This is a genomic window from Streptomyces sp. NPDC050264 (assembly GCF_040655895.1).
In the GTDB taxonomy this organism is placed as follows: Bacteria; Actinomycetota; Actinomycetes; order Streptomycetales; family Streptomycetaceae; genus Streptomyces.
Genome location: NZ_JBFAKV010000004.1, coordinates 344,062 through 364,257 on the forward strand (window position 1 = coordinate 344,062; position 20,196 = coordinate 364,257).

The 20,196-nt window shown below is 71.5% G+C and carries 19 protein-coding genes and 1 tRNA gene; 6 read left to right on the forward strand and 14 right to left on the reverse strand.

All coding sequences use genetic code 11. The features are described from left to right. Nucleotides 1-46: 46 nt before the first annotated feature. Nucleotides 47-928, reverse strand: coding sequence for an aminoglycoside phosphotransferase family protein (locus tag AB0J02_RS09090; RefSeq protein WP_363192924.1), 882 nt, complete (start codon nt 926-928; stop codon nt 47-49). A 33-nt stretch (nt 929-961) separates the two neighbouring features. Between AB0J02_RS09090 and AB0J02_RS09095 the strand changes: the two genes are divergently transcribed. Both AB0J02_RS09095 and AB0J02_RS09100 read left to right on the forward strand, forming a co-directional pair. After that, nucleotides 962-1,618, forward strand: a complete 657-nt coding sequence (locus AB0J02_RS09095; protein WP_363192925.1) for a rhomboid-like protein — start codon at nt 962-964, stop codon at nt 1,616-1,618. 11 nt (nt 1,619-1,629) lie between these two features. Beyond that, nucleotides 1,630-3,054 carry an FAD-dependent oxidoreductase gene (locus tag AB0J02_RS09100; RefSeq protein ID WP_363192926.1) on the forward strand — a complete coding sequence of 475 codons (1,425 nt, stop codon included), beginning with the start codon at nt 1,630-1,632 and terminating at the stop codon, nt 3,052-3,054. A gap of 72 nt (nt 3,055-3,126) precedes the next feature. Here the strand turns inward: AB0J02_RS09100 and AB0J02_RS09105 are convergent. After that, nucleotides 3,127-3,200 (reverse strand) — tRNA-Thr (locus AB0J02_RS09105). Nucleotides 3,201-3,426: 226 nt separating this feature from the next. On the opposite strand from AB0J02_RS09105, the gene ugpC reads away from it, so the two are divergent. The 3 genes from ugpC to AB0J02_RS09120 all read left to right on the forward strand — a co-directional run bounded on the left by ugpC (nt 3,427) and on the right by AB0J02_RS09120 (nt 6,050). Continuing rightward, nucleotides 3,427-4,563 carry a sn-glycerol-3-phosphate ABC transporter ATP-binding protein UgpC gene (gene ugpC, locus AB0J02_RS09110; RefSeq protein WP_363192927.1) on the forward strand — a complete coding sequence of 379 codons (1,137 nt, stop codon included), beginning with the start codon at nt 3,427-3,429 and terminating at the stop codon, nt 4,561-4,563. A gap of 208 nt (nt 4,564-4,771) precedes the next feature. Further along, on the forward strand, nt 4,772-5,230 hold the full coding sequence (locus AB0J02_RS09115; RefSeq protein WP_363192928.1) for a hypothetical protein: 459 nt from the start codon (nt 4,772-4,774) through the stop codon (nt 5,228-5,230). 64 nt (nt 5,231-5,294) lie between these two features. Then, complete coding sequence (locus AB0J02_RS09120; protein WP_363192929.1) at nt 5,295-6,050, forward strand: nucleotidyltransferase family protein; 756 nt, start codon at nt 5,295-5,297, stop codon at nt 6,048-6,050. A gap of 79 nt (nt 6,051-6,129) precedes the next feature. On the opposite strand, the gene AB0J02_RS09125 is transcribed toward AB0J02_RS09120, so the two are convergent. From AB0J02_RS09125 to AB0J02_RS09170, 10 genes are all read right to left on the reverse strand, one after another. Beyond that, entirely contained in the window at nt 6,130-7,809 is a 1,680-nt protein-coding gene (locus tag AB0J02_RS09125) for a DoxX family protein (protein ID WP_363193047.1), read from the reverse strand. A 99-nt stretch (nt 7,810-7,908) separates the two neighbouring features. Next, the gene (gene rlmB, locus AB0J02_RS09130) at nt 7,909-8,859 is read right to left on the reverse strand and encodes a 23S rRNA (guanosine(2251)-2'-O)-methyltransferase RlmB (protein WP_363192930.1); all 951 of its coding nucleotides are present in this window, start codon (nt 8,857-8,859) and stop codon (nt 7,909-7,911) included. Nucleotides 8,860-8,957: 98 nt separating this feature from the next. Further along, nucleotides 8,958-10,358, reverse strand: coding sequence for a cysteine--tRNA ligase (gene cysS / locus AB0J02_RS09135; RefSeq protein WP_363192931.1), 1,401 nt, complete (start codon nt 10,356-10,358; stop codon nt 8,958-8,960). Between the two features lie 46 nt (nt 10,359-10,404). Next, nucleotides 10,405-10,809, reverse strand: coding sequence for a PPOX class F420-dependent oxidoreductase (locus AB0J02_RS09140; RefSeq protein ID WP_363192932.1), 405 nt, complete (start codon nt 10,807-10,809; stop codon nt 10,405-10,407). Nucleotides 10,810-10,921: 112 nt separating this feature from the next. Next, nucleotides 10,922-12,619, reverse strand: coding sequence for an ABC transporter permease subunit (locus AB0J02_RS09145; RefSeq protein WP_363192933.1), 1,698 nt, complete (start codon nt 12,617-12,619; stop codon nt 10,922-10,924). Continuing rightward, nucleotides 12,616-14,082: an ABC transporter substrate-binding protein gene (locus AB0J02_RS09150; RefSeq protein ID WP_363192934.1), complete on the reverse strand. Its 1,467-nt coding sequence runs from the start codon at nt 14,080-14,082 to the stop codon at nt 12,616-12,618. The genes AB0J02_RS09145 and AB0J02_RS09150 overlap by 4 nt, the downstream gene beginning before the upstream one ends. Continuing rightward, nucleotides 14,082-14,645 carry a GNAT family N-acetyltransferase gene (locus tag AB0J02_RS09155; protein WP_363192935.1) on the reverse strand — a complete coding sequence of 188 codons (564 nt, stop codon included), beginning with the start codon at nt 14,643-14,645 and terminating at the stop codon, nt 14,082-14,084. The genes AB0J02_RS09150 and AB0J02_RS09155 overlap by 1 nt, the downstream gene beginning before the upstream one ends. A gap of 95 nt (nt 14,646-14,740) precedes the next feature. Next, on the reverse strand, nt 14,741-15,277 hold the full coding sequence (gene ispF, locus AB0J02_RS09160) for a 2-C-methyl-D-erythritol 2,4-cyclodiphosphate synthase (protein WP_363192936.1): 537 nt from the start codon (nt 15,275-15,277) through the stop codon (nt 14,741-14,743). Next, entirely contained in the window at nt 15,267-16,016 is a 750-nt protein-coding gene (gene ispD, locus AB0J02_RS09165) for a 2-C-methyl-D-erythritol 4-phosphate cytidylyltransferase (RefSeq protein ID WP_363192937.1), read from the reverse strand. Before ispD ends, ispF begins: the two co-directional genes overlap by 11 nt. A 253-nt stretch (nt 16,017-16,269) precedes the next feature. Beyond that, the gene (locus tag AB0J02_RS09170; protein WP_003953493.1) at nt 16,270-16,752 is read right to left on the reverse strand and encodes a CarD family transcriptional regulator; all 483 of its coding nucleotides are present in this window, start codon (nt 16,750-16,752) and stop codon (nt 16,270-16,272) included. Between the two features lie 658 nt (nt 16,753-17,410). Here AB0J02_RS09170 and AB0J02_RS09175 point away from each other — a divergent pair. After that, nucleotides 17,411-18,070, forward strand: a complete 660-nt coding sequence (locus AB0J02_RS09175) for a DUF461 domain-containing protein (protein WP_363192938.1) — start codon at nt 17,411-17,413, stop codon at nt 18,068-18,070. A 96-nt stretch (nt 18,071-18,166) separates the two neighbouring features. On the opposite strand, the gene AB0J02_RS09180 is transcribed toward AB0J02_RS09175, so the two are convergent. Then, on the reverse strand, nt 18,167-18,847 hold the full coding sequence (locus tag AB0J02_RS09180; protein WP_018527980.1) for a response regulator transcription factor: 681 nt from the start codon (nt 18,845-18,847) through the stop codon (nt 18,167-18,169). After that, a complete protein-coding gene (locus tag AB0J02_RS09185; RefSeq protein ID WP_363192939.1) occupies nt 18,844-20,121 on the reverse strand; it encodes an ATP-binding protein in 1,278 nt (425 codons plus the stop codon). Before AB0J02_RS09185 ends, AB0J02_RS09180 begins: the two co-directional genes overlap by 4 nt. Nucleotides 20,122-20,196: the final 75 nt, after the last annotated feature.

Consider the following 20,196-nt stretch of genomic DNA (forward strand, 5'->3'; position numbering starts at 1 on the left):
AACAGGGCCCACGCCCACCGACCGGCCGGCCGCAGGCGAAGGCAGCTCACCCCAGCAACCGCCCCGCGATCTCCATACCGTCGGCCGAAAGCTCCCGCCCGTCCGCCACGTCCCACAACGCGTTCTGCAGCACCCGGCCCAACGTCCAGGCCCGGGCCCGCTCCCGGTCCAGACCCAGCACCTCCGTCATCGCGTCGAACCGCCACACCACCTCGTCCGCCTCGAAGCGGTTGTCCAGCGCGGGCCACAGATCGAACCCCGGGTCCCCCGCGAGCGGCTTCGGATCGATGGCCAGCCACGGCTCCCGCTCGCTCGCCAACACGTTCTCGAAATGCAGATCCCAGTGCAGCAGACGGTCCCCCGCCTCCCCCGCGACCTCCCGCACAGCCGCCGCACACGACGCCACGATCCCCCGGCGCACCGGATCACCGATCCTCGGCAACGCCCCCGGCACCTCCGCCAGCATCCGCCCGGCGATCTCGGACAACGTCCGCATCCCCGCCGGCGCGGGCCCCGCCGTCAGCCGCGCCAACAACCCGGCGATCACCAGAACCGCCTCGCGCGAATCCTCCACGACGCTCAACATCCGCCCGGCGTCCAGCCGTTCGAGCAGCATCGTGCCCGTACCGCCGTCGTGATCGAGCAGCCGCACCGCACCATCACCACCCCACACCCGCAGCGCGACCGGCTCCCCCTCCGTCTCCCCGTCCAGGACCTGGAACTTCACCGCCGCGCGCACCCCGTCCGCCCGCCGCACCACCGGCAGCACCAATGCCGCCATCCCGTGCATCGCCGGCCCCTCGACCCGCAGGTCCCACCGCTCGACGAACTCCTCGACCCGGGCCGGCAACGCCGCGATGAACGCCCGGCCCGCCTCCCCCGCGTACTCGTACTGCGCCTCGGCCAGACCCTCCGGAATGTCGATCACGGCCGCGACCCTACCGGCGTGCCTGAATCGGGCATGCGCCTTTTCCTCCGTCGTGCGGGCACGACCGCCTGGTCGTACCTCCGCAGCGCCCCCGGCACCTACCTCTGGCTGGCCGCGCTCTTCCTCACGACGGTCGCCGTCCACCACATGGACCCGCAGTTCGAACAGGACTTCCTGCGCCAGCGCTCCACCAACCTGCACGAACTGTCCAAGAACCCGATCCGCGTCCTCGTCTCCTCCGCCTTGTGGATCGACGGCAGCAGCTGGTGGCCGTACGCCGTCCTCTACACGCTCTTCCACGCACAGGCCGAGCGCTGGCTCGGCACCGCGCGCTGGCTCGCCGTCGCCGCCGCCGCACACGTCCTGGCCACACTTATCAGCGAAGGCGCCCTCCTCTGGGCGATCCGCCACGGCCACGCACCCACATCGTCGGTCAACACCCTGGACGTCGGGGTGAGTTACGCACTCGCCGGTATCGTCGCCGCACTCACCTACCGCATCGCCCCACCCTGGAGATACGTCTACCTGGCCGTGGTCCTCGTCATCTACGGCAGCCCCCTCCTCACCAGCCGCACCTTCACCGACCTGGGCCACCTCACCTCCGCCCTCATCGGCCTGGCCTGCTACCCGCTCTGCCGAGGCCACGGCGAACCCTGGAACCCGTTCCGCCGACCCCGGCCCGCGCAGTAACGTCCACCGCCATGAGCAGTGCGAACAGCATCGGCACCGGCGGACGCGGCCCGGTCAACGGCGGCATATCGTTCTGGTACGCGGACGACGGCATCCCCGACGCCCGCGAACCCCTCGCCGCGGACGCGAGCGCCGACATCGTCATCGCCGGCGGCGGCTACACCGGCCTCTGGACGGCCTACTACCTCAAAAAAGCCGCCCCCTTCCTCCGCATCACCGTCCTGGAACAGAAGTTCTGCGGCTACGGCGCCTCAGGCCGCAACGGCGGCTGGCTCTACAACGGCATCGCGGGCCGCGACCGCTACGCGGCCCTCCACGGCCACGAAGCGGCCGTCCGCCTCCAACAGGCCATGAACGACACCGTGACCGAGGTCATCGACGTGACCCGCGCCGAAGGCATCGACGCCGACATCCACCACGGCGGAGTCCTCGAAGTCGCCTACACACCAGCCCAGTTGGCCCGCCTCAAAGCCTTCCACGCCACCGAACTCTCCTACGGCGAAAAGGACCGCACCCTGCACGGCGCCCGCGAAACCGCGACCCGCGTCCGCGTCGCCGGCGCCGTCGGCTCCACCTGGACCCCGCACGGCGCACGCCTGCACCCCGTGAAACTCCTCAAGGGCCTGGCCCGCGCAGTAGAGAACCTCGGCGTCACCATCCACGAATCAACGCCCGTCACCGAGATCTCCCCCAAACACGCCGTCACCCCCTACGGCACCGTCCGCGCTCCCTACATCCTGCGCTGCACAGAAGGCTTCACGGCCTCCCTCAAGGGCCGGCGCCGCACCTGGCTCCCCATGAACTCCTCCATGATCGCCACCGAGCCCCTCACACCCGCCCAATGGGACTCCATCGGCTGGGAAGGCCGCGAAACCCTCGGCGACATGGCCCACGCCTACATGTACGCGCAACGCACCGCCGACGGCCGCATCGCCCTCGGCGGGCGCGGCCACCCCTACCGCTACGGCTCCCGCACCGACAACGACGGCCGCACCCGGCCCCACACCATCGAGGCCCTCACCACCATCCTCACCCGCTTCTTCCCCCAGCTCACCGGGATCGGCATCGCCCACGCCTGGTCCGGCGTCCTCGGCGTCCCCCGCGACTGGTGCGCCACGGTCACCCTCGACCGCTCGACGGGCCTCGGCTGGGCGGGCGGCTACGTCGGCTCGGGCGTCGCCACCACCAACCTGGCCGCCCGCACCCTCCGCGACCTCGTCCAACAGGACTCCGGCCAGTCGGGCCCCACCGACCTCACCACCCTCCCCTGGGTCAACCACAAGGTCCGCAAGTGGGAACCCGAACCCTTCCGCTGGCTCGGCGTCCACGGCATGTACGCCGCCTACGCGGCAGCGGACCGCCGCGAACTCACCACCCCCACGACAGCCTCCTCCCGCCTGGCGAGGACGGCGGACCGCATCGCGGGCCGCCACTGACCCCCGTGCGAGCGTCCGCGCCGGACAGCGAAAAGCCCAGGTCACAAAAGGATGTGACCTGGGCTTTCGCGGAGCCCCCTGTCGGATTCGAACCGACGACCTTCGCTTTACAAGAGCGGCGCTCTGGCCAGCTGAGCTAAGGGGGCAACCCGAGCAGTGTAACCAAACCCGGAGCCGCTCCCTTCGAAAACTTCGGCGAATCTCACAGGCCCCGACCTACTGACAGACCGCCCACCTGCCGGGTACGGTCCGATCAGTTCACTCGCGTGGACTACACCAGTGCTTCACGCCGCCGTGGCACGAGCCGTGGCGGCCCCACCTTTACAACGGATCGTCCGGCACGTTCCTGCCGGTGAAGGGGGCTTCACAGCCATGGCTTCTGTCACGTTCGACAAGGCGACCCGCGTCTACCCGGGTTCCACCAAGCCCGCCGTCGACGGCCTGGAGATCGAGATCGAGGACGGCGAGTTCCTCGTCCTCGTCGGCCCGTCCGGTTGCGGCAAGTCGACCTCCCTGCGCATGCTCGCGGGCCTCGAGGACGTCAACGGCGGAGCGATCCGCATCGGCGACCGCGACGTCACGCACCTGCCGCCCAAGGACCGGGACATCGCCATGGTGTTCCAGAACTACGCGCTGTACCCCCACATGTCCGTCGCCGACAACATGGGCTTCGCGCTGAAGATCGCCGGCGTGAACAAGGCGGAGATCCGGCAGAAGGTCGAGGAGGCCGCGAAGATCCTCGACCTGACCGAGTACCTGGACCGCAAGCCGAAGGCGCTCTCCGGTGGTCAGCGTCAGCGTGTGGCCATGGGCCGCGCCATCGTGCGTGAGCCGCAGGTGTTCCTCATGGACGAGCCGCTGTCGAACCTCGACGCCAAGCTCCGTGTGTCGACCCGTACGCAGATCGCGTCGCTGCAGCGCCGCCTCGGCATCACCACGGTGTACGTCACGCACGACCAGGTCGAGGCCATGACGATGGGCGACCGGGTCGCGGTCCTCAAGGACGGTCTGCTCCAGCAGGTCGACACCCCGCGCAACATGTACGACCGTCCGGCCAACCTCTTCGTCGCCGGCTTCATCGGCTCCCCCGCCATGAACCTGGTCGAGGTCCCGATCACCGACGGCGGCGTGAAGTTCGGCAACTCGGTCGTGCCGATCAACCGTGAGGCCCTCAAGGCCGCCTCGGACAAGGGCGACACCACCGTCACGGTCGGCGTCCGCCCGGAGCACTTCGACATCGTCGAGCACGGTGGCGAGGCCGCGAAGACCCTCACGAAGGACGCCACGGACGCCCCGGCGGGCCTCGCGGTCTCCGTGAACGTGGTGGAGGAGCTCGGCGCCGACGGTTACGTCTACGGCGCCGCGCAGGTCGACGGCGAGCACAAGGACCTGGTGGTCCGGGTCAACGGCCGTCAGGTGCCGGAGAAGGGTGCCCAGCTGCACGTCGTGCCGCGTCCGGGCGAGACCCACGTGTTCTCGACGTCGACGGGCGAGCGTCTCTCCGACTGACGGATCACTGCGATACTTGAAGCAGTCCGATGGGCCCCGTGCTTCGGCGCGGGGCCCTTCGCATACGCCCGCGTTGTCGACAAATACCCCGGCAAGTAAGACATTTAGGCCAGTGGCGTCAACGCGTAGGCAAAGAAACGTAGTTGGGTGTCCCTCGGTCGAGTGACTAAATGTCGCCAAATCATCACTGACCGCTACGCTCACTCGCGTGACGCACTCCGCTAACTACACCCAGAAGTCGCGCCGAGCCCGGGGTCAGGGCCCCGCCCGCCGCGCCGCCCGCACGCTCGCCTTCGTCCTGCCGGTGATGCTGGTGCTCTCCGGGACCCTCGCGGTCACCCGAGTCAACTGGTCCGGGAGCTCTTCGGACTCCATCCTCACGGCTTCCTCACATGACGTCTCGGCGCGCGCCAAGTCGCGCGCCCCCCAGGACGTCCTGCGCGACCGTCTCCTCCAGGAACTTCAGGAGGAGAACCCCGGTATCGCGCTGACCCATCTCCAGCAGGAGGTCGACCGACGCCCCTCGCTCGCCAAGCACTGCATGACGATCGCGAAGGCCCTGGGCCGCGCCGCGGTGCAGGCCTACGGTCCGGCCCGCGCGCAGTCGTACGCGCGCCCGGTCTGCGACACGTCCTTCGCCTCGGGGGTGGCGGGCTTCCGCGGCTGACCCTCAAGAGCCCTCCCACGCCCACGCCGGCCCCTGCGGGCCGTGCGCACGTACAGTTCCGGTCATGACGACCGCCGAACCGGCCGCGCACGGCCCGCATTCGTATCCGCACCGCCCCACGCAGGCCGTGGTCCTGGCGGGCGGTCAGGGCTCCCGGCTGCGCCCGTACACCGACGACCGGCCGAAGCCGATGGTGGAGATCCCGGGCACCGGAACGCCGATCATCGGCCATCAGCTGGCCTGGCTCGCCGATGAGGGTGTCACGGACGCCGTCGTCTCCTGCGGCCATCTCGCCGAGGTCCTCCAGGAGTGGCTGGAGCAGGCCGATCTGCCGCTGAACGTGACGACGGTCGTCGAGAAGGAGCCCCTGGGCCGGGGCGGCGGTCTGAAGTTCGCGGCCGCGCACCTGCCGCACCGGGACCGTCCCTGGTACGCGACGAACGGTGACATCTGGACCCGTTTCTCGCTGCGCGACATGGCCGACTTCCACCATGAGCGCGAGGCGTCGGCGACGTTGGCGCTGGCCCGGCCGCGCATCCCGTGGGGGGCCGTCGAGACGGACGCGTTCGGTCACATCACGGACTTCGTCGAGGCGCCGCCGTCCCCGTTCCTGATCAACGCGGGTCTGTACGTCTTCTCCGCCGACTTCGCCTCTCTGCTCCCGGATGTCGGCGATCACGAGCGCACCACGTTTCCGCGGCTGGCCCGCACGAAGCGGCTGGCCGGTTTCCCGATCCCGCAGGGCGCGTACTGGCGGGCGATCGACACGGCGAAGGACCTCCGCGAGGCCGCCAAGGAGCTTGCCGCGCAGGGCCGTTGAGGTTCCCTGCCCGTTGTACGTCGATGGGGCCCCGCACGTGATTCGTGCGGGGCCCCATCGGTGTTCCGGGGGGTTGCGGTCAGCCGAGGAGGCCGCCGACGAGCCTGCTGCCGCCGCCTCCGTCCTCGGAGCCGCCGCCACCACCGCCACCGCTGCTGCTGGTGCCGCCGGAGGAGGACGTGCCGCCCTCCGAACCGGCACCGCCGGTGGTGCCGCCGGTCGTCGGTCCGCCGGTGCTGCTGGTCGGCGGCTGCTGCGGCGTCGTCTGCTGCGGCGGGGCCTGGCCGGCCGTGGAGCCCTGCGTCGGCGTGGTCGTGCTCCCGCTGACGGTGCCGGTCTCCCGCGTCGCGCCGGGGGTGCCGGCCGCGCCTGAGGGGCTCGCCGTGGTGCCCTGCGTCGGCGCGTTGGACGCCGACGGGCTCTTCGACTGCCGGTGCTTGTGGCCGGGTTCGGAGGGCAGCGGGGAGCCGGGCAGTTCGTTGCGCGGGGCGTCGCCGGGGCCGGGTGCGGTGACCCGGTCGGCGTCGCGGACGGCGCCGCCGAGCAGCGAGCCGATGAGCAGGGTGCTGCCGATGACGAGGGTCGCGATGACCGTGCCGCGGCGCAGTACGTAGCGGCGCAGGTCCCACAGGGCGGTGCGCGGTCCGAGGCGGCGCCAGGCGCCGCCGGCGAGCCGTCCGTCGATGGAGTAGACGGGGGCGCCGGCGATGATCAGGGGTGACCAGGCGGCGAGGTAGATGATGTCGGGCGCGTCGTAGACGGGGACGCTCTTCCAGCTGACGGTGAGGAGCAGCGCGGCGGAGAGCAGTGCGCCGACGACGGCGGCGATCCGCTGCCACAGGCCGAGGACGGTGAGTACACCGACGATGACCTGGAGGAAGGCGATGACGAGTCCGGCGCCGACGGGGTGCTGGAGCGCCCAGTCGCGCATGGGTTCGGCGAGCGCCCAGGGGTGCAGTGAGTTCAGCCACTTGACCATGGAGCCGCGCTCGCCGCCGTCGAAGTAGACGGGGTCGCAGAGCTTGCCCATGCCGGCGTAGATGGAGATGAAGCCGAGGAAGACGCGGAGCGGGAGGAGGACGACGCCGAGGTTCATCCGGCGTCCGGGGTAGTAGGCGTGCCGGACGGGGCCGTAGCGGCGTGCGGCGGTGGTCTCGTTCTCCGACTCGTCGGAGTTGTCGGGGTCGTCGAATTCGTCGTCGCCGTAGGGGACCTGGTCGAGTTCGCCGGTCTCCTCGAAGGCGCTGCCGGCCTGGCGCATCTGCGGCAGGATCCGGGTGCCGGGGCCGCCCCCGCCCTGGCGGGGGGTGATGACGACGGAGGTCTCCTCGGTGGCCTCTCCCTCGTACAGTTCGTCGGCGAGGTCGCGGTCGAGGTCGAGGCGCGGGATCACCTGCGTGGCACCGCCGTCGTCCGGTTCGCCCACGCGGCGCGCGGACTGCAGGAGTCCGCTGGCGGCGAGGTCTCCCGCGCCGCTCATGACGACGGGGCGGCGACGGGCACCAGGGGTGCCTGCGCCCGTGATGACGGGGATGCGGGTGGTCGCCGCGCCGGCTCCGGCCACGCCCATGGCGTCCAAGTGCCGTGCGATGCGCGGGAGTTGCGTCTGCTGCGCCCTGGGGAGCTGCACGCGGAAACTCGCGTGGTTGACGATGACCTGCGCCGGATCGCACGGAACCTTCACCATGCTCAGCGCGGGAGCGTCGTCGAATCCCGACGAGCGGTCCCCCGAGGGTGTGCGGGGCGTTCTGGTGTCCACACTCATCTAACCGAGTGATGTGTGTTTAGGACACTGCCTTGACCACACCGAAATGTCCGGGCCCCGTCAAGGTCATGGGGCCCGGACCGAACGGGCTCGTCAGGCGCGGCGGCGCGACGCCTCGTAGAGCACAACTCCCGCCGCTACACCGGCGTTCAGCGACTCGGCGCCGCCCGGCATCGGGATGCGGACGCGGTGGTCGCAGGTCTCGCCGACGAGGCGGGAGAGGCCCTTTCCCTCGCTGCCGACCACGATGACGACGGGGCCCGAGAGCGCCTTCAGGTCGCCGAGTTCACGGTCGCCGTCGGCGGCCAGGCCCACGATGGTGACGCCGGCCTTCTTGTACTGCTCCAGGGTTCGCGTGAGGTTGGTCGCGCGGGCCACGGGGATGCGTGCGGCGGCGCCGGCCGAGGTCTTCCAGGCGCCGGCGGTCATGCCGGCCGCCCGGCGCTCGGGCACGACCACTCCGTGGCCGCCGAACGCGGCGACGGAGCGGACGACGGCGCCGAGGTTGCGCGGGTCGGTGACGCCGTCGAGGGCGACGATCAGCGGGTCCTGGCCCTGGTCGAAGGCGGCGGCGACGAGGTCCTCGGGGTGCGCGTACTCGTACGGCGGGACCTGGAGGACGAGGCCCTGGTGGTTGAGGCCGTTGGTCATGCGGTCGAGCTCGGGGCGGGGGGCTTCCATGAGGTGGATGCCGCCGCGCTCGGCGGCGAGCTGGAGTGCCTCGCGCACGCGCTCGTCGTTGTCGATGAACTGCTGGACGTACAGCGTGATGGCGGGCACGCCCTCGCGCAGTGCTTCGACGACCGGGTTGCGGCCGACGACCATTTCGGAGGTGGCCTTGCCGCGCGGTCCGCCGCTGCGGCTGGTGGGGCGGCGGGCGGCCTGCTTGGCCGCGGCGTTGGCGACGCGGTTCTTCTTGTGACCCTTGCGCGCCTCGGCGGGCGGGGTGGGGCCCTTGCCTTCGAGGCCCCTGCGCCGCTGGCCGCCACTGCCGACCTGCGCGCCCTTCTTGCCGGACATGCGACGGTTGTTACTGGCGGCCATGACTTACCTGTCTCTGTGTCTGTCTGCGCGTGGTGTGCAGATGTACGTCTACGTCTATGAAGTGTGCCGCCCGAGGGGCCGGGCGGCACATTCGGGGCTCAGCGGGGTCCGAGGCTCCAGCGCGGGCCGCTCGGGCTGTCCTCGATGACGAGCCCGGACTGGCCGAGCTGGTCGCGGATGGCGTCGGCGGTGGCCCAGTCCTTGCGGGCGCGCGCCGATTCGCGCTGGTCGAGCACGAGGCGGACGAGGGTGTCGACGACGCCGTGCAGGTCTTCGCCGCGGTCGCCCTCGCCGGCCCAGTGCGGGTCGAGCGGGTCGAGGCCGAGGACGCCGAGCATCGCGCGGACCTCGGCGAGGCGGGCGACGGCGGCTTCCTTGTCGTCGGCGGCCAGCGCGCTGTTGCCCTGGCGGACGGTGGTGTGCACGACGGCGAGGGCCTGGGGTACGCCCAGGTCGTCGTCCATCGCCTCGGCGAACGCGGGCGGTACCTCGTCGGCGGCTTCGACGACGCCGCCGGCCTTCTCGGCGACGCGCTGGATGAAGCCTTCGATACGGGCGAACGCGGACTCGGCCTCGCGCAGCGCTTCCTCGCTGTACTCGATGGTGGAGCGGTAGTGCGGGGTGCCGAGGTAGTAGCGCAGGACGATGGGCCGCCAGTGCTTGACCATCTCGGAGACGAGGACGCTGTTCCCCAGCGACTTGGACATCTTCTCGCCGGACATGGTGACCCACGAGTTGTGGACCCAGTACTTGGCGAACTCGTCACCGAAGGCCTTGGCCTGCGCGATCTCGTTCTCGTGGTGCGGGAAGATCAGGTCGATGCCGCCGCCGTGGATGTCGAAGGCGGTGCCGAGGTACTTGTGGGCCATGGCGGAGCACTCCAGGTGCCAGCCGGGCCGGCCGCGGCCCCACGGGGTCTCCCAGCTGGGCTCGCCCTCCTTGGCGGCCTTCCACATGGCGAAGTCGCGTGGGTCGCGCTTGCCGGTGACGCCTTCCTCGGCGGGCTGGCGCAGCTCGTCGAGGTCCTGGTTGGAGAGTTCCAGGTAGCCGGGGTAGGAGCGCACGTCGAAGTAGACGTTGCCGTCGACCTCGTAGGCGTGGCCGCGCTCGATGAGGCCGCGCATCATCTCGACCATCTCGGTGACGTGGCCGGTGGCGCGCGGTTCGTACGTCGGCGGGAGGCACCCGAGCGCGGTGTAGGCGTCGTTGAACGCCCGCTCGTTCTCGTACCCGATCGACCACCACGGCCGGTTCTGCTCCGCGGCCTTCTTGATGATCTTGTCGTCGATGTCCGTCACGTTGCGCACGAACGTCACGTCGTAGCCGCGGTACGCGAACCAGCGGCGCATGATGTCGAAATCGAGCCCCGACCGGATGTGGCCGATGTGCGGGGCCGCCTGCACGGTAGCGCCACACAGGTAGATCGAGACACAGCCCGGGACGATCGGGGTGAAGTCACGCGTCTGCCGGGCGCTGGTGTCGTACAGGCGAATAGTCACCCCTCCAGGGTAGTGGGCCCGGAGGGGTGCCATGGGCCCGCCGGTGTCACAGCCTTCCGACGACTTTGCGGGCGCGGACCCGGACGACCACGCGCTCCGCGTCCTCGCCCGAGGTCGGATTGAATTCGGCGTACTTCTTGCCGGTGTACTTGAGGGAGAGCTCGTCGATGAGTTCCTGGCCGCCTTCGGTGGTGATGTCGGCGATGCCGCGGATCTCGGCGTAGGTGTACGGGTTGTCGGCGGGCTGGACGAGGACCGTGACGCGCGGGTCGCGGCGCAGGTTCCTCTCCTTGCGGCGGTCGACGGTCGTGGAGAACAGGACGTCGTCGCCGTCGCGCTTGACCCAGACCGGGGAGACCTGGGGGCTTCCGTCGGGCTGGATGGTGGCGACGTTGATGAAGACCTTGGTGTCGAGCAGTGCCTTGAGCTCGTCGGACAGGTGGGCGGTCATGGCCTCACTCCTTCTCGGGGGGTGTGCTGGGTCGGTACCGGTTTTCGCGTACCCGATCCTGCGGGAACGGAGTGGGGCGGCGCAGCATTTCCGTGGCGCGTCCACAGGCTGTTCATCGGCGGCGGCCCGAGGCGGCGAGGACGGCGAGTGCGCCGACGCAGGCCAGCGCGGCCGCGGGCGCCAGTACCGACCAGGGGGCGCGTTCGGCGTAGGGGAGGTTCTCCATGAGGAGGCGGCCCCATTCGGGGGTGGGGGGCTGGGTGCCGAGGCCGAGGAAGCTCAGGGAGGCGAGGGCCAGGGTGGTGGGGGCGAGGCGGAGCACCGCGTGCCGGGTGACCGGCGGGAGTACGCCGGTCAGGACGTGGTGGCGCAGGATGTGCCGGCGTCCGGCGCCGTGGACGAGGGCTGCTTCCACGTGTCCTGAGGCCCGTTCCGTCTCGGCGAGGGCGGCGGTGTGGGCGGCGAGCGGCGCCCAGCCGACCGCGGCGACGGCGACGGCCGCGCCGGCCGTGCCCGCGCCGAAGAGGCCGGTGACGAGGAGCCCGGCGAGGATCGCGGGCAGGGCGTTGGCGACCTCGGAGAAGCCGGCGGTCCAGCGGGCCAGGCCCAGGGCGACTCCGGCGACGAGGCACGCCGCGCACACCGCCGCCGCCACGGCCAGGGTGCGCAGGGCGCCGTGGCCGAGCCGGGCGAGCACGTCCCGGCCGAGCGCGTCGGTGCCGAAGGGATGCGCGGCGGAGGGCGGGGCGAGGCGGGCGGCGAGGTCGACCTGGAGGGGGTCGCGGGTGAGCCCCCAGATGATCACGGCGAGGAGTGCGGCGGCCAGGGCCCCGGCCGCGTAGTGCCGTGCGGGTCCGCCGCCGGGGGTCCGGGCCAGGCCCGGGAGCGCGCCCGCTTTCAGGGCGGGGCCGAGCAGCCGTCGGCGCAGCAGGCCGACGGCGACGGCCGCTGCCACCCCGAGCGCGAGCAGGACGAGCAGACAGCCCTGGAGGAGCGGCAGGTCCAGGTCGAGGGCGGCGGCTACGGCGGTGCCGCCGAGTCCGGGGATGGCGAAGACCGCTTCGACGGCGGCCGCGGCGCCGGTCAGGCCGACCACGGTGAGGCCGGCCTGGGGCAGCACGGCGGGCAGGGCGCGGCGGGCCGCGTGCCGGGCGATGCGGGCGCGGGGCAGGCCGCTCGCCCGCCAGGTCCGTACCCAGGGTTCGGCGAACGCGGCGGGCAGCGCGTCCTGGCCGAGCCGCCCGAGGACGGCGCCTGCGGGGATGCCGAGGGCGAGGGCCGGCAGCACGGCGGAGGCGGGTGACTGCCAGCCCTGTGCGGGGAACCAGCCGAGGCGGACGGCGAAGAGCGTCGCGAGGACGGAGGCGAGGAGGAACTCGGGGAGTGCGGCGAGGATGCCCGCGCCCACCCCGCCGGGCGGCCGGGTGGCGCCGCGCCGCAGGGTCGGCAGGCACAGGGCGACGGCGACGAGGACGGCGACCACCATGGCGTACGCCATCAGCGACACGGAGACCCCGAAGGCGGCGGAGACGTCCGCGCCGACGTCGGCGCCGGTCACCCAGGAGGTGCCGAGGTCGCCGTGGAGCAGGCCGCGCGCCCACTGTCCGAGGAACGTGAACGGGCCTTCGCCCAGGCCGAGTTGGTCGCGTACGTCGGAGAGCTGTTCCGGGGTCGTGGGGGCGTCGCCGTAGCGGGCGTGCAGCACGGTCAGCGCGGGGTCGGTGCGGGTCAGCCAGGGCAGCAGCGCGGTGAGGGCCAGCAGCGCGGCGGCCGCGGCCACCCGGCCCGCGGCGACGCTCGCGTTCTTCATCGGGCGCGTGTCTCCAGTGCGACGAACTGCCGCTCGTAGGGGTCGAGGACGACGCCGCGCACTGCCGCGCCGACGCCTTGGAGGTGTTCTTCGTGGACGACCGGCACGGCCGCGTCGGTGCGCAGGATCGCGGCCTCGGCGGCGAGTACGGCGGGCCGGCGCGCGGTGCCGTCGAGCCCGGCGGCCTCGCGGACAGCGGCGTCCACGGCGGAGTCGTGCAGTTGGGAGATGTTGAAGCTGCCGCCGCTGGTGAAGTCGGAGGCGAGGTAGGAGACGGGGTCGCCGGTGTCGAGGGCGGTGGAGCGCGACATCAGGAACGCGTCGTACTCTCCGTCGAGTGCCCCGGTCTCCAGGCGTGCGTAGTCCTTGATGACGAGCCGGACCGTGAACCCGGCGCGTTCCAGCTGCTGTTGGAGGGCGGCGGCCACTTCGGGCAGCTCGGCGCGGTTGGTGTACGTGGCGAGGGTGAGGTGCTGTCCGCGCGGTGTCGCGGCCTTCGCGCGGCCGGTGACCGGGAGCTGTTTCCCGTCGGCCCAGGCGAATCCGGGGCCGAGGAGGCCGGTGGCGCGCTCGGCGTACCCCTCGTAGACGCTCTTCGCCAGCGCGGAGGTGTCGGCGCTTTCGCGTACGGCGGCGCGCAGTCCGGGGTCGGCGAGCGGTCCGGTCCGGGTGTTCAGGTACAGGGTGGTGGTGCGCACGCTGGCGACCTTGCGGGCCCGGCCGCCGAGGATGAGTGCCTGCGCGGCGGGGACGAACTCGGCGAGTTCGATCTGGCCCGAGCGCAGCGCGTTGGCGCGGGCGTTGTTGTCGGCGACGAACGTCACGTCGACGCCGTGCGCGGCCGCTCTTCCGCGCCAGTGCCCGTCGAACCGGTCGAGCGTCGCGGACACGGCCCCGTTCAGCTTCGTCAGCGTGAACGGGCCGGTGGCGGTCCCGACGGGGTCGACGGCGCCGTCCTTGCCGTACGCGGCCGGGGAGAAGACGGCGAGGGAGGGGTTCGCGAGACGGGCGGGCAGCAGCGGGTCGGCGGCGCCGGTCGTGATCCGCACGGTCCGCTCCCCCGCGGCGGCGGCCGTCAGTGTCACGTCGCTGAGCACGCGCGGCTTCACCTTGGCCCGCCCGGCCGCCCGCAGCGCGCCCACGACGGCCTGCGCGGTGACCCGGGCGCCGTCCTGGAACCGCGCGTCCCGCAGCGTGAACTCCCAGGTGGTCGCGTTCGTACGGGTCCACTTCGCGGCCAGCGCCGGATGGATGACGCCGGCGGTGTCCATGCGCGTGAGCCCGTCGACGACGGCGAGGCGGCTGAGCAGCAGCCCGTCGTCGCCGTACGGGGACAGGCCCTGGGTGGGGGCGAAGGCGAGGTCGACGGCGATCCGGCCGCCGCCCGCGGTGCCGGTGAACGAGCCGCAGGCGCTCGTGAGCCCGGTCCCGGCCGCCGCCAGCAGGAAGCCGCGGCGGCGCATCAGGCGACGGGCACGGCTGCGGGAACCGGTGCGGGCAGCGGCAGTTCGAAGTGGACGATGCCCTGTCCGCCGCCGGGCAGCGCGCGTTCGTCGCAGACCTCGTGCGCGAGGGAGCGCCAGAACGGTTCGGCGCCGGGCACGGCCGGGTCGGTGTGCAGGTAGAGCGCCTCGTAGCCGCCGGCCGTCGCCACGAAGCCGGTCAGCTCGCGCACGAGGGCGCGGGCGAGGCCGTGCCTGCGGTGTTCGGGGCGTACGTAGACGCGGCAGAGCTGGGCGGTGGTGCCGGACGGGAAGCGGTCGGCGACCCACCGCGGGTTGGGCGGTGCGGCGGGCCCGCGGTCGCGGACGGCACCGGTGGCGACGATCTCCCCGCTCGCCACGTGCTCGGCGACGAGCAGGGTGCACCGCTCGGGGCGCAGGTAGGCGGCGGCCGGGTCGATGATGTCGGCGTGCCAGCGCGGCACGTACCCGGACCTCAGATCGCGGTACACGGTGTCCAGCATGACGGCGCGGGCCCCGTCCACGTCGCCGACACCGGCCGCGCGGATTGCGTACTCACCCATTGCCTGACACTGCCTTCACCACGACCGGACACCTGCCCGACCATGCTAACTGCAACTGATGTGCAGTAAGCCCCCGCCCAGTCGATCGTCCCCGGTCAGGAGCCGGCTGTCGGCGCGGAGGGCGGCGGGGTCCGCACCACGAGCGCGGTCGCGACGGCCATCAGGCCCTCGTCGCGCCCGGGGAAGCCGAGCCCGTCCGTGGTGGCGCCGGACACGGAAACCGGCGCCCCGGCCGCCTCCGACAGCACCTTCTGCGCCTCGTCGCGCCGCTTGCCGATCTTGGGCCGGGCGCCGACGACCTGCACGGCGACGTTCCCGATGGTGAAGCCCGCCTCGCGCACGATGCGCGCGGCCTCCGCGAGCAGCGTCAGGCCACTGGCGCCGGACCACTCGGGCCGCCCGGTGCCGAAGTGCTGCCCGAGGTCACCGAGCCCGGCGGCGGAGAACAGGGCGTTGCAGGCGGCGTGCGCGACGACATCGGCGTCGGAGTGCCCGGCGAGCCCGGTCCCCTGGCCCTCCCACTTCAGCCCGGCGCACCACAGCTCCCGGCCCTCTTCGAAGGCGTGGACATCGGTCCCGATGCCGACCCGCGGCAGCACCATGTGCGCAAGAGCGTGCTGCTCAGAACCCATCGTTGGCCCTCCTGCGGGCGAGTACGGCCTCGGCGAGCACCAGGTCCAGCGGCCGGGTCACCTTGAAGGCCTCTTCGTGTCCGGGCACGAGCACGACCTGCAGGCCCAGCTTCTCGACCATGCCCGCGTCGTCGGTGACCTCGTCGGTGACGGCCTCGTGGGCGCGTACGAGCGTGGCGTGCTCGAAACCCTGGGGCGTCTGGACGGCGCGCAGCCGGGCCCGCAGGGGGGTCGCGACGACCGGCTCGGGCGAGCCGTCGGCCGACGGGACGACTTCCTTCACGGTGTCGGCGAGCGGCAGCGCCGGTACGACGGCCGGCGCTCCGTCGCGTACGGCCTCGATGACCGCGTCGACGGTGTCGACCGGGACGAGGGGCCGGGCCGCGTCGTGCACGAGCACGATGTCGATACCGGCCGGCAGCGCGTCGAGGCCGAGCTTCACGGACTCCTGGCGCGACTCGCCGCCGGGCACGACCAGGAAGTCGGTGCGCTCGGGGAGGGCGTGATCGGCGAGCAGCGACTTGACCTCGGCGGCGCCGTCCGGCGGTGCGACGACCACGACGAGGGAGACGGAGCGGGACGCCGCCATGGCCCGGACGGCGTGGATCAGCATCGGGGTGCCGCCCAGCGCCCGGAGCGCTTTCGGGGCGCCCGGACCGAGGCGTACGCCCCGTCCGGCGGCCGGAATCACGGCTGCGGTACGGGCGCCACCAGCAACGGGACGCGTTTCGTCAGACATCGGTTCCGTTCAGGTTTGTGCGCTCGGGGGTGGTGGGTATGGCCACAACGTGTCGGGCGCGACTTCTTGACCGGACCCTTCCGTGACACTGGTCGAGCCAGCGTTCCGGGCCCGGCACACCCAAGTACGGGCGTGTCCCCACAGGGAGAATGTGTGCGGGAACGCGTGCGGGTACGAACATGCCGCAGCGCCCGGCGACACCAGAAGCGTCAGCGGGCACCACGGCATTGTTCCTACGCGGCAGCAGCGCGTATCAGGACGCGAGAACCTCGTCGAGCAGGGCCTCGGCCTTGTCCTCGTTCGTGTTCTCCGCGAGAGCGAGCTCGCTCACCAGGATCTGGCGAGCCTTGGCGAGCATGCGCTTCTCACCCGCGGACAGTCCGCGCTCGCGCTCCCGACGCCACAGGTCACGCACAACTTCCGCGACCTTGATGACATCGCCGGAGGCCAGCTTCTCCAGGTTTGCCTTGTAACGACGCGACCAGTTCGTGGGCTCCTCGGCGTACGGCGCGCGCAGTACCTCGAAGACCCGGTCGAGCCCGTCCTGACCGACCACATCACGTACGCCGACGAACTCCGCATTGTCCGCTGGCACACGCACCGTCAGATCGCCCTGGGCGACCTTCAGCACCAAGTAGGTCTTGTCCACGCCTTTGATCTGGCGAGTTTCGATAGCCTCGATCAGCGCGGCCCCGTGATGGGGATAGACCACGGTGTCGCCAACCTTGAACGTCATGTGACAGGTACCCCTTCCGTGGCTATCCAGGGTAACACGGAAACGGCGGGTTCTGAATGGCGTTTTCGCAGGTCAGGGCATATCTCGGGGCTTGACAACAACAACAGGAACGTGCTGCGGAGGGGTAGCGGAGCACGGTATTCGCAGGTCGGAGCGGCTCTCCGGCAGGCCCGAAACACTCGCGTCACAGGCGCCTGAACAGGCCCGCAAGGGGATGAACGTCCCGTTTTGCGTAGTTCGAAGCGCTGAACTTCCGCTACTCCGTTCGGGGACGCGGAGGCCCGTTCGAGACGAATCCGGAATTGATCACCGACAAACCATCGGGATTCCCGCCGTCGGAAGATCGTTTTTCCGGACCGCCATGCATTCCTTACCGGATATCCGCACGGACGGGTGGACGGCGCTTATGCGAATGGTGAACGAGGGGCCAATGGTGACGGTGGGGTGTGTGGGAAGCACGAGCTGCCCGGGACGCCGACGAGGGGAGTCCGGGCGCCGCGGAGATCCGGCGGAGAACCATCGGAAGGGCCCTAGGGGCGGGTCGGGTGCGGTGACGTGGGAACGGCTCGGTAGCCTAAGGCCGCTGACAGTCCCTTAGGACGGCTTTACAACCTGTGGATGCCGTCGCTCCGCCCACGTTCAAGGAGATGCCGCCGCCGTGAGCAGCAGCCTTCGACGCGGCGCCCTCGCCGCCGCCGCCATCGCGTTCTCGATCGCCTCGCTCGCTGCGTGCGGTGCCGGCAACGACGCCCAGACACTCCAGGTCAAGCCGGACAACGCCGAGGCCTCGGTCGGCGACATCAAGGTCCAGAACGCCACCGTCATCACGCAGCCGGACCGCACGTCCAAGGGCCCGGCCGTGGTCACGGCGACGCTCTTCAACAACGGCACGACGGAGCAGACCCTCGACTCGATCACGGTCGACGGCGTCGACAAGACCGCGAAGCTGACGGACGCCAAGGGCGGCTCGACCATCAAGGTTCCGGCCGGCGGGTCGGTCGTCCTCGGCGGCAAGGACAACGCCTCCGCCGAGCTGCCCAACAGCCGCACCGCGGTCCTCGACGGGAACGCGCAGCCGATCACGTTCACGTTCAGCAAGACCGGTGCCGTGAAGCTGAAGGCCTTCGTGGTGCCCGCCGAGAGCTACTTCTCGAAGTGGGGCCCGAGCAAGGCCCCGGCGACGCCGAGCGCCTCGACGACCTCGTCGCCGAACGCGGGCTCGTCGAACTCCGTCTCCCCCACGAACTCGGCCTCCGACACCTCCTCGCCGAACGCGGACGCCACTGCGAGCGCGACGAACAGCGCCGCGGGCCACTGAGCCGTACGTGTGAGAACGCGTGACAACGCCTGAGGGCGGACCCCGCACGGGTTCCGCCCTCAGGCGTTTCACGTTTCACCTCTGCCCGGTGTCGGCCTACGGCTCGAACTTGTAGCCCAGGCCGCGCACGGTCACCAGGTAGCGCGGCGCCCCCGGGTCCGGCTCGATCTTGGCGCGCAGGCGCTTCACGTGGACGTCCAGGGTCTTGGTGTCGCCGACGTAGTCCGCGCCCCAGACCCGGTCGATGAGCTGCATACGGGTCAGGACGCGGCCCGCGTTGCGCAGCAGCATTTCGAGGAGGTCGAACTCCTTGAGGGGCAGGTCGACCTTGGAGCCGGAGACCGTGACGACGTGCCGGTCCACGTCCATGCGGACCGGGCCCGCCTCCAGAGCCTGCGGGGCGACCTCCTCGGGCTCCCCGCGGCGGCGCAGGACGGCCCGGATGCGGGCGACCAGCTCGCGCGAGGAGAAGGGCTTGGTGACATAGTCGTCGGCTCCTATTTCCAGGCCCACGACCTTGTCGATCTCGCTGTCCTTGGCGGTCACCATGATGACCGGGACGTTCGAACGGCCGCGCAGCTGACGGCAGACCTCGGTGCCGGGCAGGCCCGGCAGCATCAGGTCGAGCAGCACGAGGTCGGCGCCGTTGCGCTCGAACTCGTCCAGGCCGTCGGGCCCGGTAGCCGCGATGGCGACCTCGAAGCCCTCCTTGCGGAGCATGTAGGACAGGGCGTCGGAGAAGGACTCCTCGTCCTCTACGACGAGCACTCGGGTCACGGAAGGACCTCCGGGGCGGCAGGGATGGATTCGTATGCGGTGGAGCGGTCGGGCCCGTGTGCGTCGTCTTCGTCGCGTACGTCTCCGGGGCCTGAGGCTTGGGGGGTCTTTCGCGGGACGCGGGGCGCGGCGGCCTCGGGCAGCCGCAGCGTGAAGGTGGAGCCCTGTCCCTCGGAGCTCCACACGGTGACCTCCCCGCCGTGCGAGGCGGCCACGTGCTTGACGATGGCGAGGCCGAGGCCGGTGCCGCCGGTGGCCCGGGAGCGGGCCGGGTCGACGCGGTAGAAGCGCTCGAAGACGCGCTCCTTGTCCTTCTCGGAGATGCCGATGCCCTGGTCGGTGACGGCCACCTCTATGAGGTCGCCGCCCGGCGCGGCCACCCGGCGCGCGGCTATCCCGACGCGGGTGCGGGCCGGCGAGTAGTTGACCGCGTTCTCGACCAGGTTGCCGAGGGCGGCGGCGAGCTGGCCTCGGTTGCCCCAGATCTGCAGGTCGGCGGTGCCGCCGGCGGCCATGGTGATCTGTTTGGTGGCGGCGGGCTGGCGGCAGCGGTCGATGGCCTCGGCGACGAGTTCGTCGACGCGGACCGGCTCGGCGTCCTCCAGCGGGTCGTCGTTCTGCACCCGGGACAGGTCGATGAGTTCCTGTACGAGGCTGGTCAGGCGGGTCGCCTCGATCTGCATCCGGCCCGCGAACCGCTCGACGGCCTCGGGGTCGTCGGAGGCGTCCATCACGGCCTCGGACAGCAGCGACAGGGCGCCCACCGGGGTTTTCAGCTCGTGGCTCACGTTGGCGACGAAGTCGCGGCGTACGGCCTCGATGCGCCGGGCCTCGGTCAGGTCCTCGACCAGGAGGAGCACCAGGCGGGAGCCGAGCGGGGCGACGCGGGCGGAGACCGCGAGGGCGTCGCCGCGGCCGGTGCCGCGCCGGGGCAGGTCCAGCTCGACCTGCCGTATCTCGCCGTCGCGCCGGGTGTCGCGGGCCATCTGCAGCATGGGTTCGACGGCGAGCTTCCCGCCGCGGACGAGGCCGAGGGCGTACGCCGCCGAGCTGGCCTTGACCACGGTGTCGCCCTCGTCGAGGACGACGGCGGAGGAGCGCAGGACCGACAGGACCGTGTCGACGCCGGGCGGAAGGACCGGGTCCGTGTGCAGAGAGGTGCGGGTGGGGCGTTTCTGGTCGCGTTCGCTCCAGCGAAACGCCAGCATGGCGATGACACCGGTACACACTCCGGCGATCGCTGCCGCTGCGGCGACCGCCGCGTTCACGTCCATGTCATCAGGTTATGCGGCACGAGCCGGTACTCCACAGCCGTCCGGGTGGTAGCTCGAACACTCGTCGCCCAGAGT